A 19,389-nucleotide genomic window follows, 5' to 3' on the forward strand; every position below is an offset into this window, starting at 1 on the left:
CTATGAAAGAGATATACTTGGCGGGTGGATGTTTTTGGGGAATGCAGAAATTCTTTGACTGTGTGGATGGTGTAGTCGAAACAGAAGTGGGTTATGCAAACAGCACATATGAAAAACCGTCATATCGAGAAGTATGCAGCGGTAGGACAGGATCTGCTGAAACTGTGCGGATAGAATATGACGGATCTGTTCTGCCTCTGCAGGGGATTCTCGAACTTTATTTCAAGGCTGTTGACCCCACAGTAAAAGACAGACAGGGAAATGACAAGGGCACCCAATACCGCACTGGCATATATTACGTAGATTCGCAGGATAAAGAGGAGATTGAAAGCTTCATTAAAGAACAGCAGAAACATTACCAAAATCAGATAGTGACAGAAGTTCTTCCCTTGGAGAACTTCTATCCAGCTGAGGAATACCATCAGAAGTATCTGGACAAAAATCCACATGGATACTGTCATTTGGGTTCGGATGCATTTGAAACCGCTAAGAATTATCACTATGATGATCAGATCGACATTTCAAACAGACTCAGCAGAGAACAATACAATATCATGGTAAAAGGATATACAGAACTGCCTTTTTCCAGCAAGTATGTCAAAAATGACAAAGAAGGAATCTATGTAGATACTGCAACAGGCGAACCATTGTTCTCATCTTATGATAAATTTTATTCAAAATCGGGCTGGCCGAGTTTTACTAAACCGATAAGTGACACTGCAGTATCTGAGAAAACATTCCATCCGTTTGGAACAACTGCTGTAACCGAAGTAAGAAGCGGTACTGGAGATTTTCATCTGGGGCACGTGTTCAAAGACGGCCCCGAAGACCGTGGAGGTCTGCGTTACTGCATAAATGGTCTGGCACTGAAATTCATTCCTTTAGAGGATATGGAAAAAGAAGGATATGAATATCTCATTCCATACATGGAAAAACGCAGAATTGAAAAAGTATGAGGCAACAGCCTCATATCGTTTTTGAATAATGATTTGAGTAGTAGATTACCAGAATGATCTGAATTATCAATACTGCTACGGCCATTAATATTATCTCAATGTCCACACCCATAAGCCCTATTGCTATAATGAATATGCACAATACGTAATTCATGGCAATGCATGTTTTGTAACCGGCTTTTTCCCGGATCGCTGTGTTGCGTTCATCATTCGTTTCAATTTCTTTTGCTTTTTTAACTTCCTCAGGCAGCTTAGAATTAGAAATTGATATGACCAGCAGCGAAAAACCTGCAGCTGCCAATCCCACGCCTATGCCGATGAATACTCCAGATATTCGGGAATACTCTTCCGGCGAAAGTACTGTAAATCCTATAGTAAACAGGACTATTCCTGCAACAGTCAGGATAGTATACACTGTCTTTTGGTAATTTTCATTCATTAGCACCATCTCCAAGATGTTCGAGCCAAGTTTGTAAATTCACAGATTCAGGAACCGCCATGATGAGCGGATTGCTGATGAGATTCAATACTTATTTTTCCTCATCTTCATAGATGAAGATGTCCTCAATACTCATCCCAAAGTATCTTGCAATTTTGAAAGCCAGCAGTATTGAAGGATTATATCTTCCATTTTCTAAAGATCCGATTGTTTGCCTGGACACCTCTAGAGCATCTGCTAGCTCTTCTTGTTTGATTCTTCTTTCTTTCCTGATTTTTTCTAAATTATTTTTCATGCATTCTTAACTCGTATGGAAAGTAAACTTTCCATTTGTATTTATAGCTATTCATGTCTTTCTAAAAATGCAGCAACAGGCTTTTTCTTCGATTTTTAGACATTTTCATTTTGTAGCAGACGTTCAATGCATTATTCTTAAAATTTAGGTATACCAAAACTTTTATTAAGTACTAGTATGCTATAGGATTTAGGGAGTCCTAAAACTCTCAGAGGTAAACACATGGTGGTAAACTCAGTAAGACCCAAAGAAAGAAAAAAGCAGGCGATCTGGAACTTCAGGGGTGATTTATATCGATAAGGATAACTCAGAATGCAACTGTATGTTCTGCCCGAACAGGGGGAAGTGCAGCTGCAAGAAAAAAGAAAATGAGTAATCACACAGCAGTAGAATAGATACACCCAAAGCGAACACGCGGTGGACAAGTCTCCTCCTTAATCAGTCCACCGCAAAATATCAGACTTCAATCTGTTTTTTGACCGTATATAAAGACAAATCTGTAAAAAGCGATTATAAATTTAGAATAAATTGCCATAGCCATCAAACTTACGTAGACCTATTCTCAAACTATCGAATATCTGCTGCGCTGAATGATGGCCATGTGACCGGTAAAGCTAAGCATAACTCTTAGCTGTTTTATCATTCTATGACATCATTTGATTTGTTCTCCTCTTTTGCTTTTGCTTCCATATACTTCAACACACAGATCTCAACACCGTGCGACATGCTTGAGAACTCCCTTGAGTTTACTTTCTTCCCAAGGTACTCAATCACATCGGGCGGAAGTGTGACTGTTAACGACTTCTTCTTTTCTCGTGTCATACACCAACAATCCTTGTCAAACTTTTAAGTATTTACAATAGTTTAGCGTGTATTACAAGATAAATTAATGTATTTTTCTATTCATGATGCCAAAAATCGCAATTTAAGCGGATTTAAGAGGCAGCTTTGACTGTGAAAATCATGTCCGGAGAAGCCGGAAAATACCAAGAGTGTTGGCCAAAACCTAATCAAAATCAAAGATATTTTGAAAATTCGACATCTGCATGAAACACTCATTTCAACATCTGCATTTGATCTTTATAAAAAATTCAGTAAGTATAGGTACATCAATCAACAATTCTAAAAAAAGATAAAGGATAAAAAGTATTGGATTGGCTAGCTGTAGATATACAGTAGTGAAGACTTGGAGTCTGATTCTCAAACTGCGCAACATTAGATTCCATGATGTTCTGATACCAGAGTTCTGATCAATGTAATGCCCCAATCACTTGTTCGTCAAAGTTTAGTTTTTCTCATTTTACCTATTATTTTTGAATCTCCTGATTTTTTAGGCTAATTCATCAAATGTGAATGTGAAAATGATAAGGCCGCGATCAGGAGATCATCGGTACTGCCTCTGAGTCTGTTGAATGAATGCAGAAGAGACAAAGGATTGGTAAGATTCCACTCATTGAGAATCCTCCTTGGATAACACAGGATTCAACTCTATAAAGAGCTGTAAAAATATCCAGTAATTTATGACTGAAAAATAATCGCTTGCCAGATGGTCTGGAGTGGGCTCAGCCGGATTTGAACCGGCGACCTTCGCCGTGTAAAGGCGACGTCATAACCGCTAGACCATGAGCCCATGTATTGCTCCCTCTATTACAAATCACTATTAAAAACTAATCCAAGCTATTCGCATATTGTCCATTCACAGATTCAACTCAGTCCGAAGATATTGGTTTGATTATTTTGAAGTACGTTATGAAACAAGAGGTGATGAAAGTCTGTGATGAATATCATCATGTTCACATTAACAATTCACTCATTTTAAGCAATAACAAAATCTTTTGCACAAGTAATATTGATTTTATCTTGACTTTGTGAGGTTTTACAATCAAATGCAATCATTCTAGATTATTAGAATATATGATACTAAGAAAATAGTTCGTTCAAATATATCATATTACATCATCAATAGAACTTCAAATCATCATCAACGCGCAGGGGAACCATCATCTCAATCATATTCCCCTGCGCATATGAAGTGAGAATGAATTAAGTTAAGTTGACTTTGATTTGATTGAAATTTGAGTCTGAAAGTTTGAGTTGATTATTTTGATTTTACTTCTTCTTTGATTTTGAAATTTGATTGAAGTTTGAGTTTGAAATGATTTTGATATTCATTTTTGAAATTTATTTCTTTTCTGATTGAAATTTAATTTGTGATGATGTTATTCTTTGATATTTTTGTTTGAACTTGTTTGATTTCATTTTGAATTTGATACTAATTACATTGAGAATATGAAGTGAAATTGAATTGAGTTTGATTGATTTGTGTAAGTATTAATTGATTGATTTTTGATTTGATTTTTTGATATGTCTGGACTTAGTTTGTTTTGATTGTTTATTTTGATTGTTTCTTTTCTCTTTTGTTTATTCTTCTTATTGTTTCTTTCTATTTTCTCTTTTGTTTATTCTGTTCTTTCTTTTCTTTGATTATTTTGATTATTCTTTCTCATTTCTTTCTATTCTTTCTTTTGTTCTGTTTTGTTTCTTGTTTGTTTTGTTCTCTTTTTCATTCTTCTTCTTTCTTTCTCTTTTGTTTATTCTGTTTATTGATTCTTCTTGTTTGTTTAGTTTTTAGTTTTTGAAATGATTTGCAATTCTCATTTCTTTTCTATTTTCTATTTTCTTATTGCTGATTGAGTTTGCAGTTTTGGTTTTGAAAAAAATTGTTTTTTTGTTTTTGATTTTGGTTTCTCTTTTCTTTTTTGAGTTTTGAAGTTAGAAAGTGATTTTAATTTCAGTCTTTGAGAAGAGAAGGCAAAAATGGTGATTGAATGAAAACAGAAAAGAGACTGACAATGGCTCTGAGCGTCTTAGTTGCGCTTATGATGCTAGCTGTCCCTCTCGCATCTTCAAGCAACTTGTTCGTGGATGGGGGACAGACAAACTCTAACGGCGATGCGCCCTTGATAGGGGAAAATGCCGATAAGTTTGATTGGAATAGTGTTAAGGGAAATGATTTGAAAATCATTGAAACATTCATTGTTGACAGTCAAGCTAGTTATGATAGACTTATTAAGTATTATGATTTTGACAAATCTGATGTTGGAACAAATAGTGACAGCTGGGCAGATGGACATCAGTGGATCGCCATAGTGTATCATGTACCTACAGAATTAACCACTGGAACTGCAAATGTACCTGCAATAACTTTTGAAAATGCCAACATTATACTAAACAATGTTAAAGTTTCAAACACAAAAACGATTACTGCTGATTCTGCAAATGGAAAGATAACTGTACAGTTCACTAACTTTCCAGAAAATCTGTTAAATGCTGATGAAGGCGGAAAAGAGTGTCAAGTTTTGGTATTCGAGTTAGGAACTATAGCAGGTAGCGATGATTGCCTCGGTCTTTCAGCAGACAAATACAAAGGAGAATACACAACAACTGTAAAAGCAGGCACAACTGTAAGCGAACCTAGCTCTGTAGTATATACTGATACAGAATATACTGTAAACTTTAATTTAAATGCTGATGGAAAAAGTCTTGATGATGTGAATGTCAATCTTCCTGGCGCTGACGCTTTTGGAAGGTATACATGGCATAAAGATGCTGATGGAAACATATTTGCTATTGTATCGGGAAACATAACAATTCAGGAACTGATCGGAGCATTCTGTTCAGCCAATGGTTCCGATATGAAAGTAGGGCACTCTCTTGATGCCTGGACTTCAGAAAATGGACAATATGACAATGTTAAATACACTTCAGGTGGAGACTTAGTCAAAGGAGATATGACTTTATCTGCAGTCTGGACATTAGATTCCGATAATTATGTGGAAGTTCCTGTGAATGTCTATGTTGACGGAACACTCACTGGAGAATACACGAAAACATACAAATTTGATGATAAAGATAAAGTAGTTAAGTTCGACAAGAAGTCTAATGTTATAATTTCTCCAAGCCAGATACCCGACATGGATGTAAATGGTTATGTTGTCAACGTTACAAACAACAATAACAAATTAATTTACACATCAGAAGTAACTGATGCAAATGGAAACAAAGATCCAAAACAGATTTCTGTTACTGGATCACTTGAAGTAAAATTCACAATGAACACTACACTTTACTCAAAGATTACTGTTTCTTCAGTAATGTTTGAAGAAGATGTTGTTCTGTACGCTTTGAACAGCAGCGATTACAAATACAAAGATGTATTTGATGCTCTGAAAGATACTGGGAATATAAAAGTAGGACCTGTAAATCCAGACAATGGATCATACGTTACATCCGATAAATACTATAAGATCACAGGATGGAACAACGGCTCTGAGTTACCAGACAGCACAAGAAATGCTTCTGCTGATCTTACACTAGATGCTGAATTAAATTCATACAATGTAGTATTCATGGTTAACGGCAAATACGAAGTTGTAAAAGTCCCGTACGGTGAATTATCAGATAAACTCTGCACACTTGATGTCTCTGGTCTTAACAGATGGGTATCTGTTGATATGGGTAAATACAATGGTGCCACAGCTCTTACTCCCGACACATTCACAACATTCAATTTCAACAGTTCAACCAGTGTGAAGAACGTTGAGACTTATGCTGGTAGCTTGAAGTCTGATGAAATTGCTGCAATATTTGTTGCAGTGTTTACAACTCAGAGCAGCACATCATATGCTGTGTTTGATGCAGGTAATGTTTCTGATGGTGGGAAAGATGCTGACTTCGGAAACAAATATGTCGATAAAATCATAATCTCTGGCGAAAATGGAAAGAATATTCCTCTGCCCGGCGTTGCTCCTTCAGTCGATGCTAAAGCAATCTTAGTTGATTGGAACAGAACAATAGGCAGCACTAAGACAACATATACTGAACTTAGCAAAGGTGTGACAGTATCTGATAAGAAAGTTTTCAACAACTTTGAGAAGGGCAGTGTACTAACTTACACAGCTTCATGGGCAACATATGCCTCTACAATAACCCTCTATTCAGGAAATGATGTTGTTGGAGTATTGTATGTTGATAATGGAGATGTCAACGGAAATATAGAAAGTCTAACTAGTGATATTAAAGCAATTCAGTACAAAGGAACAATTTACAATGGTGCTTCTAAGTTAGATACCGTTCTGACTGCTAAGAAAGACGGATACGCTCTGAAACAGTGGAACGACGCTGACGGCACAAAAATGATCTCATACGATCCTTCCATAACTGGAGAGGATAAGAGCAAATTCGATTTAACAAAGGACTTCAAATCAATTGAAGGCGACATGAGTCTCTATGCTAAATTTGATGCAAACAAATACACCATCGTTTACAACAGTGCTATCGCAGCTGCAATCAATGAGATGACTCAGACTGGATATGTTGATGATGCTCTGAAACTTCTCAGCGAAGCTACATTCAACAATGAAGGACATAAACTTCTGTCTTGGAACACAAGAGCTGACGGTCTTGGAGATTCATACAAACTCGGTGCAGATTTCACTCTTACTGGAGCACAGTTTGAAGATTTGAAAGACAAATCCGGTGAAGTATCAATTACACTCTATGCTATCTGGGACTCAGCTCAGGGCTCTGGCGACAACCCAAGCGGCAACACTGATGGAGACAATGATAACAGCAACACAGACACATATCTGTTAGCTGGAATACTTGTTGTGATCATTATTCTGATCATCGTTGTTGCAGTTGTACTGAGAAAGAAGAACTGAAAACTTTAAATATTGAAAATAATAAGAACAAAACTAACGAAGTTAGTAAATAAGAATCTTAACTGATTCTTTTTATTAACTTTTACTTACTTTTTTTCTATTTCTTTTGTTTGATCTTGTGAAACTTTTTTGAAAAAACTTATTTTAAAAAAAGAAATTTGAAAAGTCAGAGATTAAACTCTGACTTTGTTTTAATTCATTTAAAGAGAGTTTTTCATTATTCTTACTGTTTCTTTCTCAGCACAACAGCTACAACAATAATGAGAATAATGATAACAACTAAGATACCTGCAAGTAAGTAAGTATCAGTGTTACTGCTGTTGTCATTGTCTCCATCAGTGTTGCCGCTTGGGTTGTCAGAACTTCCTACTTTCTCCCAGATAGCGTAGAGTGTGAAGCCGTGATCAATACCTGTTGGAATGTTGCCATTCTTATCGGAGATCTTTGAAAGTTTATCGTAGTCTGCTCCGCTGAGAGTGTAAGCAGATCCTAAAGCATAGGTTGTACCTTTTCCATCAGGCCTGGTATTCCACTCTTTAAGCTTGTAGCCGTCATTGCTGAAAGTAGAGTCACTGAAGAAATTCAAAGATTCTCCAACAGTTCCTACCTGAATCATATTGTTTGTTGCAGCAGCAGTGTTACCGCTGTATATGATTACATATTCTGCAGCATCGAATTCAGCATACAGTGATAGGTCAGTTTTTATTCCATCGGATGGAAATTCTGCATCAAACACAAGATTATTTTCTTTGTCGTAGTATATTGAAAAGACTTTCTTTCCATCTGCATCATTCCACTGCAAGAGTGTATATCCAGACTTTTCAGGCATTAACGCTTTAATTGCTTTTTCTCTTGTTGTATCATTCATTGGATATAATTTTCCATCTAATTCAAATCCAACTACTGATCCTTTTAATTTATTGTTATCTTCACTAAGTGCACCAGTGTAATAAAGTGCACCAATGAGATTATTGTCTACGTAGAATGTAATTACGTGTTCATATGTTTCTGAATTTGTTGTATATACAGTTATGCCATTTGCAGATTTGGGATATTCATTAGATGATGTGTATTGACTGCCACCAGTTTCCCACCCTAGGAATAGTGTCATATCATCAGTGAATTTTGGATCTGACGATGGGGTTGAAATATAACTCTTTTTATTGTCAGAGGTTATGTTTCCTGGAAGTATAACCTGATGAACGTATTTACTTCCAAAATTAGCATCACCTGCATCAAATATGGCATAGGCAGTCTTGTCAGTTTTAGTGAAACAAGCAATTAAATATGCTGCTGGTGTACCAGGTGTAATTGTACTGGATTCTATATTTGAGATATCTGAAGTAGAGAAGTTAAATGCTTCAAATTTATACTTATCTGCAGTTTCCGATTTTTCACTATCGTAAGTATACTTCACCCAATGATCTACTCCGCTTATATCCATCGTGCAGGAATCTACAGACAATGCTCCACGGAACACTTCTACAATCTCATATTCTCCATTTACCATAAACAGAACGTTATAGGAGTTTAACACAGCATTTAAAGTTAAATCATTACCGGGTGTAGATTTAATATCTTTTAAGAGGATAGAATTGTCCCAATCAATTATATTGTATTTTTTATCAGATGTTGTGTAACTTCCATCAGCATTTGGTGATGCACCCTTCAGAGGGAAATTATTACTATCATTAGTTAATGCTTCCCATACATCTGCATAAGTAATGTATTCAAAATCGGATTTATTGTATGCATACATAACAATTTTTTCATCACCAAATGCTATGGAGGATATTGATATCTTATTGTAGAATGATTTAAGAGTGTATATAATTGAAACTGTATTGTTTGAGTTTACAGGTTTATCTTTATTGATCTCCCCTGCTACATCTTTAACTGTGTATGTATAAACTTCTACATCTGCACCAGTTTTAGAGCCATTCAACACATAACCCTTATTGCTGATTTCAGATGGCATAAGTGCAATTAAAGAATCTGGATTGATTGTTACAGTCTTTCCATCTGACAATAATGCATATGCTTTGACATATTTATAATCAGTTCCATCAAATGTAACATCTACGGGAATCTGCACGTATGCAGGATCAAGATTCCAATTTGCAGAAAATGTCATATCGGATTTGATATAATCATCTGGTGCTGTACTAGAATCCCACTTTTTATTTTCATAGTTCCAAGAATCGAAGGTGTATCCTACTTTACTTACACTAACTCCACCAATTAACGCTGATATTTCCAAATTGCCTGTAACAGCAGCACATAGATTACCATCTTCGTTAGTGTACCAAGTTACATCAGAAAGACTAGTAGTTGTGATTGTTGGAACATCTAAACTTATTCTTCCATTCATGTCTGAATTATTCAATTGAAATGTTATAGTGTAACCCTTAGTAGGCGTACTTTGCGATTCATTTTCCCCTATCAAGGGCGCATCGCCGTTAGAGTTTGTCTGTCCCCCATCCACGAACAAGTTGCTTGAAGATGCGAGAGGGACAGCTAGCATCATAAGCGCAACTAAGACGCTCAGAGCCATTGTCAGTCTCTTTTCTGTTTTCATTCAATCACCATTTTTGCCTTCTCTTCTCAAAGACTGAAATTAAAATCACTTTCTAACTTCAAAACTCAAAAAAGAAAAGAGAAACCAAAATCAAAAACAAAAAAACAATTTTTTTCAAAACCAAAACTGCAAACTCAATCAGCAATAAGAATAATCAAAATAATCAAAGAAAAGAAAGAATAAACAAAGAGAACAAAGAAAGAATAAGAGAAAGAAGAAGAATAAACAAAAGAGAATAATCAAAGAACAAAGAAAAAGAGAAAGAGAATTGCAAATCGATTCAAAAACTAAAAACCAAATAATCAAAAATCAAACCAAATAATCAAAACAATCAATACAAACAGAATCAATGAAAGAATAATCAAACATAATAAAACAAAGAACAAAACAGAAGAAAACAAAAACAAACAATTAAAACAAACTAAGTCCAGACAAATCAAAAAATCAAAATTCAAAAATCAATCAAATCAATGAATCAAACAGAAAACAATCAAACATAATCAATCAAGACATATCAAACTCAAAAAATCTTAAATGAAAACAAAATCAATTCAAACTCAAAATAAATCAGACTCAAATCATCAACTCAAATCATTTATGAATCATATACTTCGACTCAAAAACAATAAAATTCAATATCAAAATTAAACTTCAAAAATCATTTCAAACTTCAATCAATTCAATTTAACTTAATTCATTCTCACTTCATATGCGCAGGGGAATATGATTTGATTTATGACGTTCCCCTGCGCTTGATGATCGCCGTTGCTCATTTCACAATTGCATGATATGTGCGTAAAGACAGATTAATTGAAGAATAAGCATTCGTATTTTGAGAAATAAACAGAATGACTTGACATCAAATATATTCAAAAACCAAGAGTGCCGCAGGCCGGGCTCGAACCAGCGACTTCAAGATCTTCAGTCTTGCACTCTCCCAGCTGAGTTACTGCGGCGTTATGTCGAGAGTAAATACCAATTCCTTATTAATCTTTGCCTTCTATTGTATCTACAAATTATGAATTTGAAGCGAAAGTAACAAAAGCAGTATTCAAAATACACGGTACGTGGATGCTTTAGCTGGCGTGGTAATAGGCATAATCGCAGTATGCGTGCTTCTTTCCTTTTTTAAAAAGCTGGACTTATCTATAACGCTTGTTCTCTGTAATATTGTAATCTTCATCTTAACCATGTTTTGGTCTGGATCGAATTCAGCATTGGCGTTCAATCCAGTTTACCTTGAAACAGGCGATAATCTATACACCATACTAACAAGCATGTTTGCACATGCTGGCATTTTTCATCTGCTGGGAAATATGCTTTTCCTAATTCTGTTAGGGCCAGCCTTGGAACAGAGAATAGGCAAACTAAAGTTTGCAGCGGTTTATTTTATTTCAGGGATCATAGCAACATTAACCTTCAGTGCAGTTCTGTGGAATGAGCCGGTATATTTACTCGGGGCATCCGGGGCAATATCTGGAATCATTGGTACTTTTCTAGTCACATATCCAAGAGATAAAATAACAATGATCATGGGATTTATCTTAATTCCTGATGCTCCAGTCTGGGCGGTTTCAGCAGTATGGTTTCTCTTCAATGTAATACTTGCAGCAGGAAGTCCCCAGACTGCATGGGAAGCTCACCTTGGAGGATTTCTGGCCGGAGCCGTAATCGGTCTTTTATTCTATAAGTCAGTAATGAGCGAACATGAAGATAAAGTTCCAGAGACGAGTTCTTTAGAGCAACTGGTTACAAACAGCAAACAGAGAGAAGCCATTGACGCCTTGAGAGGCGAAACCAATCCAGATATCAGAAAAGCATGGATGGAGCACTTTGCTGAGCATACTCCTTGTCCAAACTGCGGCAGTATGATGACTTGGAGTAAAAACTCACTTAAGTGCAACTGCGGTTATTCAAGGAAGATGAAATGATCAGAGTGCTTGTCGAAGGTTATTTAAGAAGGGAAAACGGGCAGCTTCTGGAAGCCCACTCCACTGTCACTGCCGTCATTCAAGATGGTTTCATTCTGCTGGTGGACACATCTTCAAAAGAATACAGAAACAAACTCATCGATAATCTAAACAATGCAGAGATAAACGCAGAAGATGTTGATGCAGTCGTACTCACACATTCACACGAAGATCACACAGCAAATCTTGATCTGTTCCCAAATGCTGAAGTGATGATGCATCCTTTAGAAGCATCAGATATCTCATATTCACCGGTACATGACAATGAAGAAATTTTTCCAGGTATCAGAATTCTTCACACTCCTGGACATACTGCCGGTTCGGTAAGCGTATTTGTAGAAAACGAGCATTGTATAATTGCAGGGGATGCGATTCCTACTGAAAGCAACATTCTTAAAAACCTGCCCCCCGGCATAAATATCGATAGAGATTTGGCTATGGCAAGTATGCACAGAATTCTGTCGATGGCAGACTGTGTGATCCCGGGGCATGGAAATCTCATAAATCTGCGTGTGTAAGAGATTCAATGGACAATATAATATACAGCTTGCTGAAAAAGTAGCACCAGCTCCTGAAGAGCGTGGGGAAATGCTATGAAAAAATTCAGTATGGCTATAGTGATTATAGTGGCTTTGGCGTTGGTCGGGGCTGCAGCTTACGCCGTGCTTGTTTATGACGATAATAAGGCTGATGATAGTAAGAGTAACAGCAATCAAAATCAGCCAGAACAAAACAAGACGGTTGTAGCTCCAGTAGAAACGGACAATAAAAGTCTCACTCTTTCTGTAAAATATCCTGGACAGGGTGTAGGCGGATACAGTTATTCCACTCATCAGACATATACATTTGAATTGACTGTAGATTCTAATGGCTGGGCAGGAAAAAGCAATATTATGATTTTCGGTGAACGCAGCGATGGCGGCATAGATATCGGATGCATGAGCGTGTCTGTTAATGGAAACACCATACAGACAACTAAAAATTATGTTGAACCTGAAAATGTTCTGAGCGCAATGGTCAAAAATGTAAACATGTCAAATGGAGGAAGTCAGAATATTCCTGTTGAAGTGACATTCAACCGTGTAGGTACATTCACTGTAACATTCCAGGCGTTTGATGAAAAAGGCAATCCCGTGTCTGCACCTCTGAAGTGTTCTGGATTGAATGTACCCGAGAGCGGTAAAGTCGGGCTCAGCATTAATGAACATTCCATTAAAGACGTAAATGGAAAGAAGTACACCGAAATCAAAGCTGAAGTTGTAAACAATACAAATGTCAGAGTTGTAATAAACGCTTCTGATTTTTATCTTGTAAACGGCTCCAAGTCTATCCAGGCTGATTCCGGGCTGTCTAATCCAGAAAGCAGGGAGTTAAACTTCAGCGGAGATTCATTAAGAAATGACAAGATGGAAATCGATCTGTACTTCGATTATTCAGGCTCTCTTGCCGGGTATCATCTAGAATACAGAGGTGCATATGGTGCGGATAATGTACCTTTGAACTGAAACTCCGTGTACAAACTTTAAGATATTTCGCAGTCCTAGCTCTGCCTATGAATAATGTGTCTTCAGAGAAAATCAAGCTTCGCAACGGTACAGAAATGCCGGTATTGGGATTCGGGACGTTTAAGATCTCCAATGAAGACGTATACCGGACTGTACTGGATGCTCTAAACGCCGGCTACAGACACATAGATACCGCAGCATACTACGGGAATGAAGAAGGAATAGGCAGGGCAATCAGGGACTCAGGAATTCCTCTGGAAGAGATTTTTGTAACAAGTAAGGTATGGTATAGCGAAGACGGGTATGACGAGACGATAAAAGCTTTTGAAAAAAGCGAGATGCTTCTCGGCAAGATCGATTTATATCTGATACACTGGCCTCGCGGCAGAAACCGGCTTGAAATGTGGAGAGCTCTTGAACATTTAGAGCAGGAAGGCAGGATAAAGGCTGCCGGTGTAAGCAATTATATGGAAAGGCATCTGGAAGAGATTGAAAGACACGGCATGAATATGCCTGCTGTAGATCAGGTTGAGTTTTCTCCGTTTCTTTATAAAAAAGGACTTCTGGAATACTGCAGGTCTAAGCATATCATACTGGAAGCATACAGCCCTCTGACCAGAGGAACGCGCTTAGATGATCAGGTTTTAAAAGAAATTGCTCAAAGATATGATAAGACGCCGGCACAGATTCTGCTTCGCTGGGTTGTTCAGAAAGACATGATGCTGATTGCCAAAACAACTTCTAAAGAGAGAATGAAAGAAAATGCAGACATCTTCAATTTTAAAATTTCTAAAGAAGATATGAGCAGATTAGACGCTCTCAACGAAGAGTATCATACAACTTGGAATCCTGAAGAGATAGAGTAGTTTCACCTACCCCCTCGCAAACCACTTAAAAGAAGTGCGTGTTCTGACTGATGGTGATTGGCTCTTGTCAGAGCGAGAACGCAAAGAAAAAGCGGAAAGCGAGTGCAGATTAGGTGCCAAATTTGAGAAAAGCGGCAAGATCGATGAGGCTATAGAAGCATACCTCAGAGCTGTAGCTGAATATCCCGCTCACAAAAAGGCCAATTATCGTCTTGCAGAGCTGTATGAAGAAAAAGGAGAACTCATCAAGTCAAGCCATCATATGGACATGGCAATGCACGGGGGTCCTGCAAATATCCCCAAGTATCCGAAGAAAGCTCCTGTGAAAAAAGCCGTGGAACCCGTACCTGATAAAAGGAAGATTCCTACAATTGAGCCGAAAATTACCTACAGCAGGAAAATCGACCCTCAAAACGAGGAGCGTCTGAATACAAGAGAAGACAAAAAAGTAAGAGGACTTCTGCCGCTTACCGGAGACAACTTCTTCGGCGGATTTGAATCATTGAAGGAAATACAAAGAAAAGCCGTTCCGCTGATTCTCCAGGGGCGTAATGTGCTTGCTATCTCTTCTACAGCCAGCGGGAAGACTGAAGCTGTATTTGCACCATTGGCAGAGCGCTTAATACAAGAGGGATGGCTGGGACTTTCAATAATCTACATCTCCCCTACCAGGGCTCTGATCTCAGACATCAGGCAGAGATTGGAAACAGTACTTTCTCCTTTAGGCATAAGGGTTGCGCAGAGAGACGGCGACATCAAAGACTTTGATGAATCTAACCCGCAGGAAGTTCTGGTAACAACACCCGAATCGCTGGATTCCATGATCTGCTGGAAAAAACACCAGCTTAATTCTGTAAAAGTGGTCGTAATTGATGAAGTGCATATGTTGGACGGCAGTTACAGGGGAGATCAGCTGCAGATTCTTTTGAGACGTTTGAGAAGAGAGGTAGGGATCAAATTCAACGTGTGTGCAATGTCTGCCACAATAGGAAAACCTGAGAGGACAGCCGCCCGCTTCATGCCTTCTCCAAATATTGTCGAATCCAAGGGCGGAAGGGGCATAGAATATCACATAACTCCGACTCTGGAGGATTCTCTGATCTGGGCGAGGCAGAATAACTGTTCCAAAATTCTGGTTTTCTGCAACAGTCCCAAAGATGCAGAGACTATTGCTTCCAATACTCTGAAATATTATTTCCCAGCAGACTCTGTGAGAGTCCATCACGGAAAGCTTGAGAAGGAAATGAGGAAAGAAACTGAAGCTTTTCTCCGAGAAGCTAAAACCGCAGTCTGTGCGTGCACTTCTACATTAGAAGTTGGAGTGGACATAGGAGATGTAGATCTGGTTATCTTGTACTCGATTCCCAAATCTGTAGCATCCCTTGCTCAGAGAATAGGACGCTCAAACCGCCGCGGTTCATATATTTCAGTCGCTGCTGTGGGAAAAGGCGGATTAGCTGATTATTACAGAAATGTTCTGGACACAATACTCTTTGGAAAATTCGAGCCTGCTGACGAGACTTTTGATCCCTCTGTGATCATCCAGCAGATTTTGTCATGTTTGGCAAGCGGATCCAGGGGATTCGGGTTTTTCTCTGATATTTTTAAAGATATCTGCAGCACTGAGGATTTGAAATCAATAGTCACACACCTAATGGATAAAAAATACATCCTTGAAGAGAACGGTATGCTCAGTGAAGGCCCGGCTGCGAAAGGTCTTGGACCCAAAATTTATTCAAATATTGCTGGATATGAGCAAAATTTAGTTATTGAGGCATCTACCGGGATGCCGATAGGGCATGTGGAACTTCCTGTAGATAATATCTTTATTTTGTCAGGGCAGGCATGGTCTGTAAAAAAGAAGGAAGAGAATAAGATCATCGTTGAAAAGGTTGACAGACGTGCTGATGTTGCTAAATTTTCTACTTATGAGCAGAACGGAGCATTCCACAACATGCTACCGGACCAATTAAAATCTAGAAAACTGATTACCGAGGTGAAATAATGAATGAGCTGATAAATGCATATTATGAGTACCTCACAATGTTTGGGGAGTCTCCTCATGAGATACCTTCTCCTGAGCTGAGAAGCACAATCTCCAAGTTTATTGATAAGAAGGTAAATTTCGCCACAGTAAAATTCAAACTTGATAATTCAGAGGATGAGAGCTACCCAGTCCCATCACAGGACGCTTCCGCTTCAATGAGCTGGCTTGTTTTAAATCTGGATCTGGATAAACTGGAGATTCAGATGAGAACTCTGATGGAACTGCCTGAAGATCTGAATGATGCTAAAGGAAAACTTCTGGATTTTGAAGATTATCTGGGCAGCTATACATCCAATGCCGGATCATGGCCTGAACTGGCAGCTTGTTTCTGGCATCTGCAGGCTCCTGAAGAATGGCCTGTTGTAAACTCATATTCTATGAAATATCTGCAGAAAAACGGTGAAATCGGCAGGGGCGATAATGTCCAGAACTGTATTGAATGCATTATGACAATGAACCGGCTTTCAGATGAAACAGGAATAAGTTCTGCAGCCCTTGCTACGCTGATGTATGCTATACTGAATGATATCTTTGAACCTTCTGAAGAAGATATAAGCGGCGAGCTTTTGGACTATGCAGAAACCTGTGATGCCGCTGGAGATTTGGAATCTGCATTAATGTTGTATGAGATCCTGCTGCATGTTGAGCCCAAATCAGATTTGATGATACGAAAATCAGAAATCTACGAGTCTAAAGGTCTGATTATGGCTGCGATTGGAGAAGCAGAATCAGCCGTGGAACTGAATCCTGAAAGCATGAAGTGTCACAAGAGGCTTTTATCGTTATACAAGAGTAAAAAAATGGTAAAAGAATTCAATGCAGAAGTCAAAAGATATGAACCCATCTGGGAGAAGAAAAAGGCTGAAAAACAAGGACAAAATTAATCTACAGCTGATTGATGAGAGATATATGATGGTTGACGTAGAAAGAAGGAAAGCGCTGCTCTGGAGATCAGTAGCTTCGATAATCCTTCTTTTCGGCCTTATGATATTCATGGTTTGCTGGGTGCTTTTGGCCAGCCCTGATATGAGCAATGCTGTGAATGCTGCTGTAACTCTTATCGCAGTGCTGGTTGCAGTCGGAGCATTAATTTCTATCTGGATTACCTGGTCTATCTCATTTCCGGTACCTGTGCAGCCTGGTTATTATCACAGCAATAGGAAAATCCGAGCCGTCACTGCAGGCGTTTGTCTTATTATTTGGGCAGTGTTCGGCATCATGTGGATCATCTTCTTTTCAGGAGATTATTCAATTTTTCAGAACACAGGAATTCTGCTTGCTGCCACAGTTGTTATTCTGGGGGTAGGCTGGGTGGCATCCGAAATCGGACGCCACTGAAAAATTTATTCTACACTGAATTCTGAAATGCTGCGTTTGGGGCGCCGTCCCTTACGTCTTTCAACGTAAACCGTGCGCCCTTCTTTTATGAGTGTGAAAACGTCATCGAATTCCTCAATGAATTCTTTGATCCCTTTCTTCTCAAAGTCATTAAAGTCAAGATCAGGGGCCATAGCGCCGACTTCCCTTGAAAGGCGTGGAAGATATACTCTGCCATCGTCTTTCACGATGCTGTCAAATGCAGATTTTACAATTTTAAGTGCATCAATCTGACTCAGCTTCTTCTTGGCCGGACGTACCTCTTCTACGATGACCTCTTCTTTAACATCTTCTTCAGGTACGAGCTCATCAGCAATTTCCTCAACGGTATTTTCTACAGTTTCCTCTTCTTCAGATGTGCTGTCATCTACCATCATAACCATCATAGCTTTGCCGCGGCGGCTGAGGGTAAAGTATTCCGGCAGGGCTTCGAGAAGATGTGAAATCTTTTCTTTCCCATAGTTTATGCTGTCAAACTTAGGATCCAGCCGGCGTGCTGCTTTGAAAAGATGGTATGTATCAACAGTCCCATCACGGTTCTTATCTACTGTTGTATATGCCTGTATTAAAATTGGGAGAGCATCAATCGGATTCTGCTTTGCAGGCGGCATGGGAACGATCTCTTCTTCGCAGGTGGATACTTTGCGGCCATCCTTTCTGCGTATGTATATGGCACCGCGGTCATACCTTTCTACTTCGAAGATATCTCCTAGTTTTTCGATAAGGCTCAGCAGTGATGATTCCCCGTATGTTCTGGTATCGAATGCCGGATCAAGACGCCTCAAAGCTGCGCCTATGTCTCCATTTAACGCCATTCCATCATCATTTACTGCATACTCGAATGCTCTGCAGAGCAGATCGATTGCATCCTTTGCCTGTTTCTTCTCTCTGCTTCCGCTGTTCTCAGAAATTCCTTTGTTGTCTTCTTCTTCATCCTTTCCAAGATTTTCAGTTGAAACGAATACATCGCATGCGCGCCTGAATGAATCGTGAGTATCTTTCTTTCCAATACCCATCACAAATATTCCATGTTCTCTTATTCGTATGGCAAGTGAGGTATAGTCTGAATCGCTTGAAACTATTACAAAACCATTTACGATGCCGTCATGAAGTATATCCATTGCATCAATTATCAGAGCTATATCTGTAGTGTTCTTTGTAATATGTCTATTCGAGATATTTGGAAACTGCTGGTATGGTATCAAAGCATATTCCTTCAGCTTTAATTTCCAACTGTTTACCTGACCGTTTACAGTCCAGTTTCCATATACTCTTCTTATAATCACAGATCCGTATTTTGAAGCTTCTGCCAACATTTCTTCAACATATGCGGCAGACGCGTTATCACCATCAACTAAGAAAGCGAGTTTTCTGTCGTCTATTCTTTTTTCATCCATTGGATACCACCATTAGATAGAGTATAAATCAATCCAGATCTGAATTCATACTCTATTGGGAGACACCATTCTTCAAACAGTGCCGTATTTTTGATAGGGCTTTATCATAATCACTCTAATTAAGTCTTCGCAAAGTTGAAAATAGTACGTTTTTCATGATTTTCATCTGTTTTACACGTTGCATGTGAGAAATTTCTCAGGATTTTACAGAAAACTTGTTGGGCATCATCACATTC

The 19,389-nt window shown here is 38.5% G+C and carries 14 protein-coding genes and 2 tRNA genes; 9 read left to right on the forward strand and 7 right to left on the reverse strand.

Annotated elements, in window-relative coordinates; genetic code table 11:
- The first annotated feature begins 2 nt into the window (after positions 1-2).
- Positions 3-956, forward strand: a complete 954-nt coding sequence (gene msrA / locus H729_RS00370; RefSeq protein ID WP_020448017.1) for a peptide-methionine (S)-S-oxide reductase MsrA — start codon at positions 3-5, stop codon at positions 954-956.
- Positions 957-966: 10 nt separating this feature from the next.
- Here the strand turns inward: msrA and H729_RS00375 are convergent, their stop codons facing one another.
- The 4 genes from H729_RS00375 to H729_RS00390 all read right to left on the reverse strand — a co-directional run bounded on the left by H729_RS00375 (position 967) and on the right by H729_RS00390 (position 3,320).
- The gene (locus H729_RS00375) at positions 967-1,395 is read right to left on the reverse strand and encodes a hypothetical protein (protein WP_020448018.1); all 429 of its coding nucleotides are present in this window, start codon (positions 1,393-1,395) and stop codon (positions 967-969) included.
- A gap of 91 nt (positions 1,396-1,486) precedes the next feature.
- Positions 1,487-1,690 (reverse strand): helix-turn-helix transcriptional regulator, encoded by a 204-nt coding sequence (locus H729_RS00380; RefSeq protein WP_020448019.1) that lies wholly within the window; start codon positions 1,688-1,690, stop codon positions 1,487-1,489.
- 639 nt (positions 1,691-2,329) lie between these two features.
- Positions 2,330-2,512: a hypothetical protein gene (locus tag H729_RS00385; RefSeq protein WP_020448020.1), complete on the reverse strand. Its 183-nt coding sequence runs from the start codon at positions 2,510-2,512 to the stop codon at positions 2,330-2,332.
- 735 nt (positions 2,513-3,247) lie between these two features.
- Positions 3,248-3,320, reverse strand: a tRNA-Val gene (locus H729_RS00390).
- A gap of 1,198 nt (positions 3,321-4,518) precedes the next feature.
- Here H729_RS00390 and H729_RS00395 point away from each other — a divergent pair.
- A complete protein-coding gene (locus H729_RS00395; protein ID WP_020448021.1) occupies positions 4,519-7,413 on the forward strand; it encodes a hypothetical protein in 2,895 nt (964 codons plus the stop codon).
- A gap of 223 nt (positions 7,414-7,636) precedes the next feature.
- Here the strand turns inward: H729_RS00395 and H729_RS00400 are convergent, their stop codons facing one another.
- Both H729_RS00400 and H729_RS00405 read right to left on the reverse strand, forming a co-directional pair.
- Positions 7,637-9,991, reverse strand: a complete 2,355-nt coding sequence (locus H729_RS00400; protein ID WP_020448022.1) for an InlB B-repeat-containing protein — start codon at positions 9,989-9,991, stop codon at positions 7,637-7,639.
- An 883-nt stretch (positions 9,992-10,874) separates the two neighbouring features.
- Positions 10,875-10,947 (reverse strand) — tRNA-Phe (locus tag H729_RS00405).
- Between the two features lie 111 nt (positions 10,948-11,058).
- Here H729_RS00405 and H729_RS09350 point away from each other — a divergent pair.
- The 7 genes from H729_RS09350 (at position 11,059) to H729_RS00440 (ending at position 17,717) form a co-directional block, all read left to right on the forward strand.
- A complete protein-coding gene (locus H729_RS09350) occupies positions 11,059-11,922 on the forward strand; it encodes a rhomboid family intramembrane serine protease (RefSeq protein WP_020448023.1) in 864 nt (287 codons plus the stop codon).
- Positions 11,919-12,479: an MBL fold metallo-hydrolase gene (locus tag H729_RS00415; protein ID WP_020448024.1), complete on the forward strand. Its 561-nt coding sequence runs from the start codon at positions 11,919-11,921 to the stop codon at positions 12,477-12,479. Before H729_RS09350 ends, H729_RS00415 begins: the two co-directional genes overlap by 4 nt.
- A gap of 75 nt (positions 12,480-12,554) precedes the next feature.
- Positions 12,555-13,466 carry a hypothetical protein gene (locus H729_RS00420; protein ID WP_020448025.1) on the forward strand — a complete coding sequence of 304 codons (912 nt, stop codon included), beginning with the start codon at positions 12,555-12,557 and terminating at the stop codon, positions 13,464-13,466.
- Positions 13,467-13,513: 47 nt separating this feature from the next.
- Entirely contained in the window at positions 13,514-14,332 is an 819-nt protein-coding gene (locus tag H729_RS00425; RefSeq protein ID WP_020448026.1) for an aldo/keto reductase, read from the forward strand.
- Between the two features lie 64 nt (positions 14,333-14,396).
- Positions 14,397-16,337: a DEAD/DEAH box helicase gene (locus H729_RS00430; protein WP_020448027.1), complete on the forward strand. Its 1,941-nt coding sequence runs from the start codon at positions 14,397-14,399 to the stop codon at positions 16,335-16,337.
- Entirely contained in the window at positions 16,337-17,263 is a 927-nt protein-coding gene (locus H729_RS00435) for a tetratricopeptide repeat protein (protein ID WP_020448028.1), read from the forward strand. The genes H729_RS00430 and H729_RS00435 overlap by 1 nt, the downstream gene beginning before the upstream one ends.
- A gap of 25 nt (positions 17,264-17,288) precedes the next feature.
- A complete protein-coding gene (locus tag H729_RS00440) occupies positions 17,289-17,717 on the forward strand; it encodes a hypothetical protein (protein WP_147554358.1) in 429 nt (142 codons plus the stop codon).
- 5 nt (positions 17,718-17,722) lie between these two features.
- Here the strand turns inward: H729_RS00440 and H729_RS09355 are convergent, their stop codons facing one another.
- Entirely contained in the window at positions 17,723-19,153 is a 1,431-nt protein-coding gene (locus tag H729_RS09355) for an NYN domain-containing protein (RefSeq protein WP_020448030.1), read from the reverse strand.
- Positions 19,154-19,389: the final 236 nt, after the last annotated feature.

The organism is Candidatus Methanomassiliicoccus intestinalis Issoire-Mx1 (assembly GCF_000404225.1).
GTDB classification, from domain to species: domain Archaea; phylum Thermoplasmatota; class Thermoplasmata; order Methanomassiliicoccales; family Methanomassiliicoccaceae; genus Methanomassiliicoccus_A; species Methanomassiliicoccus_A intestinalis.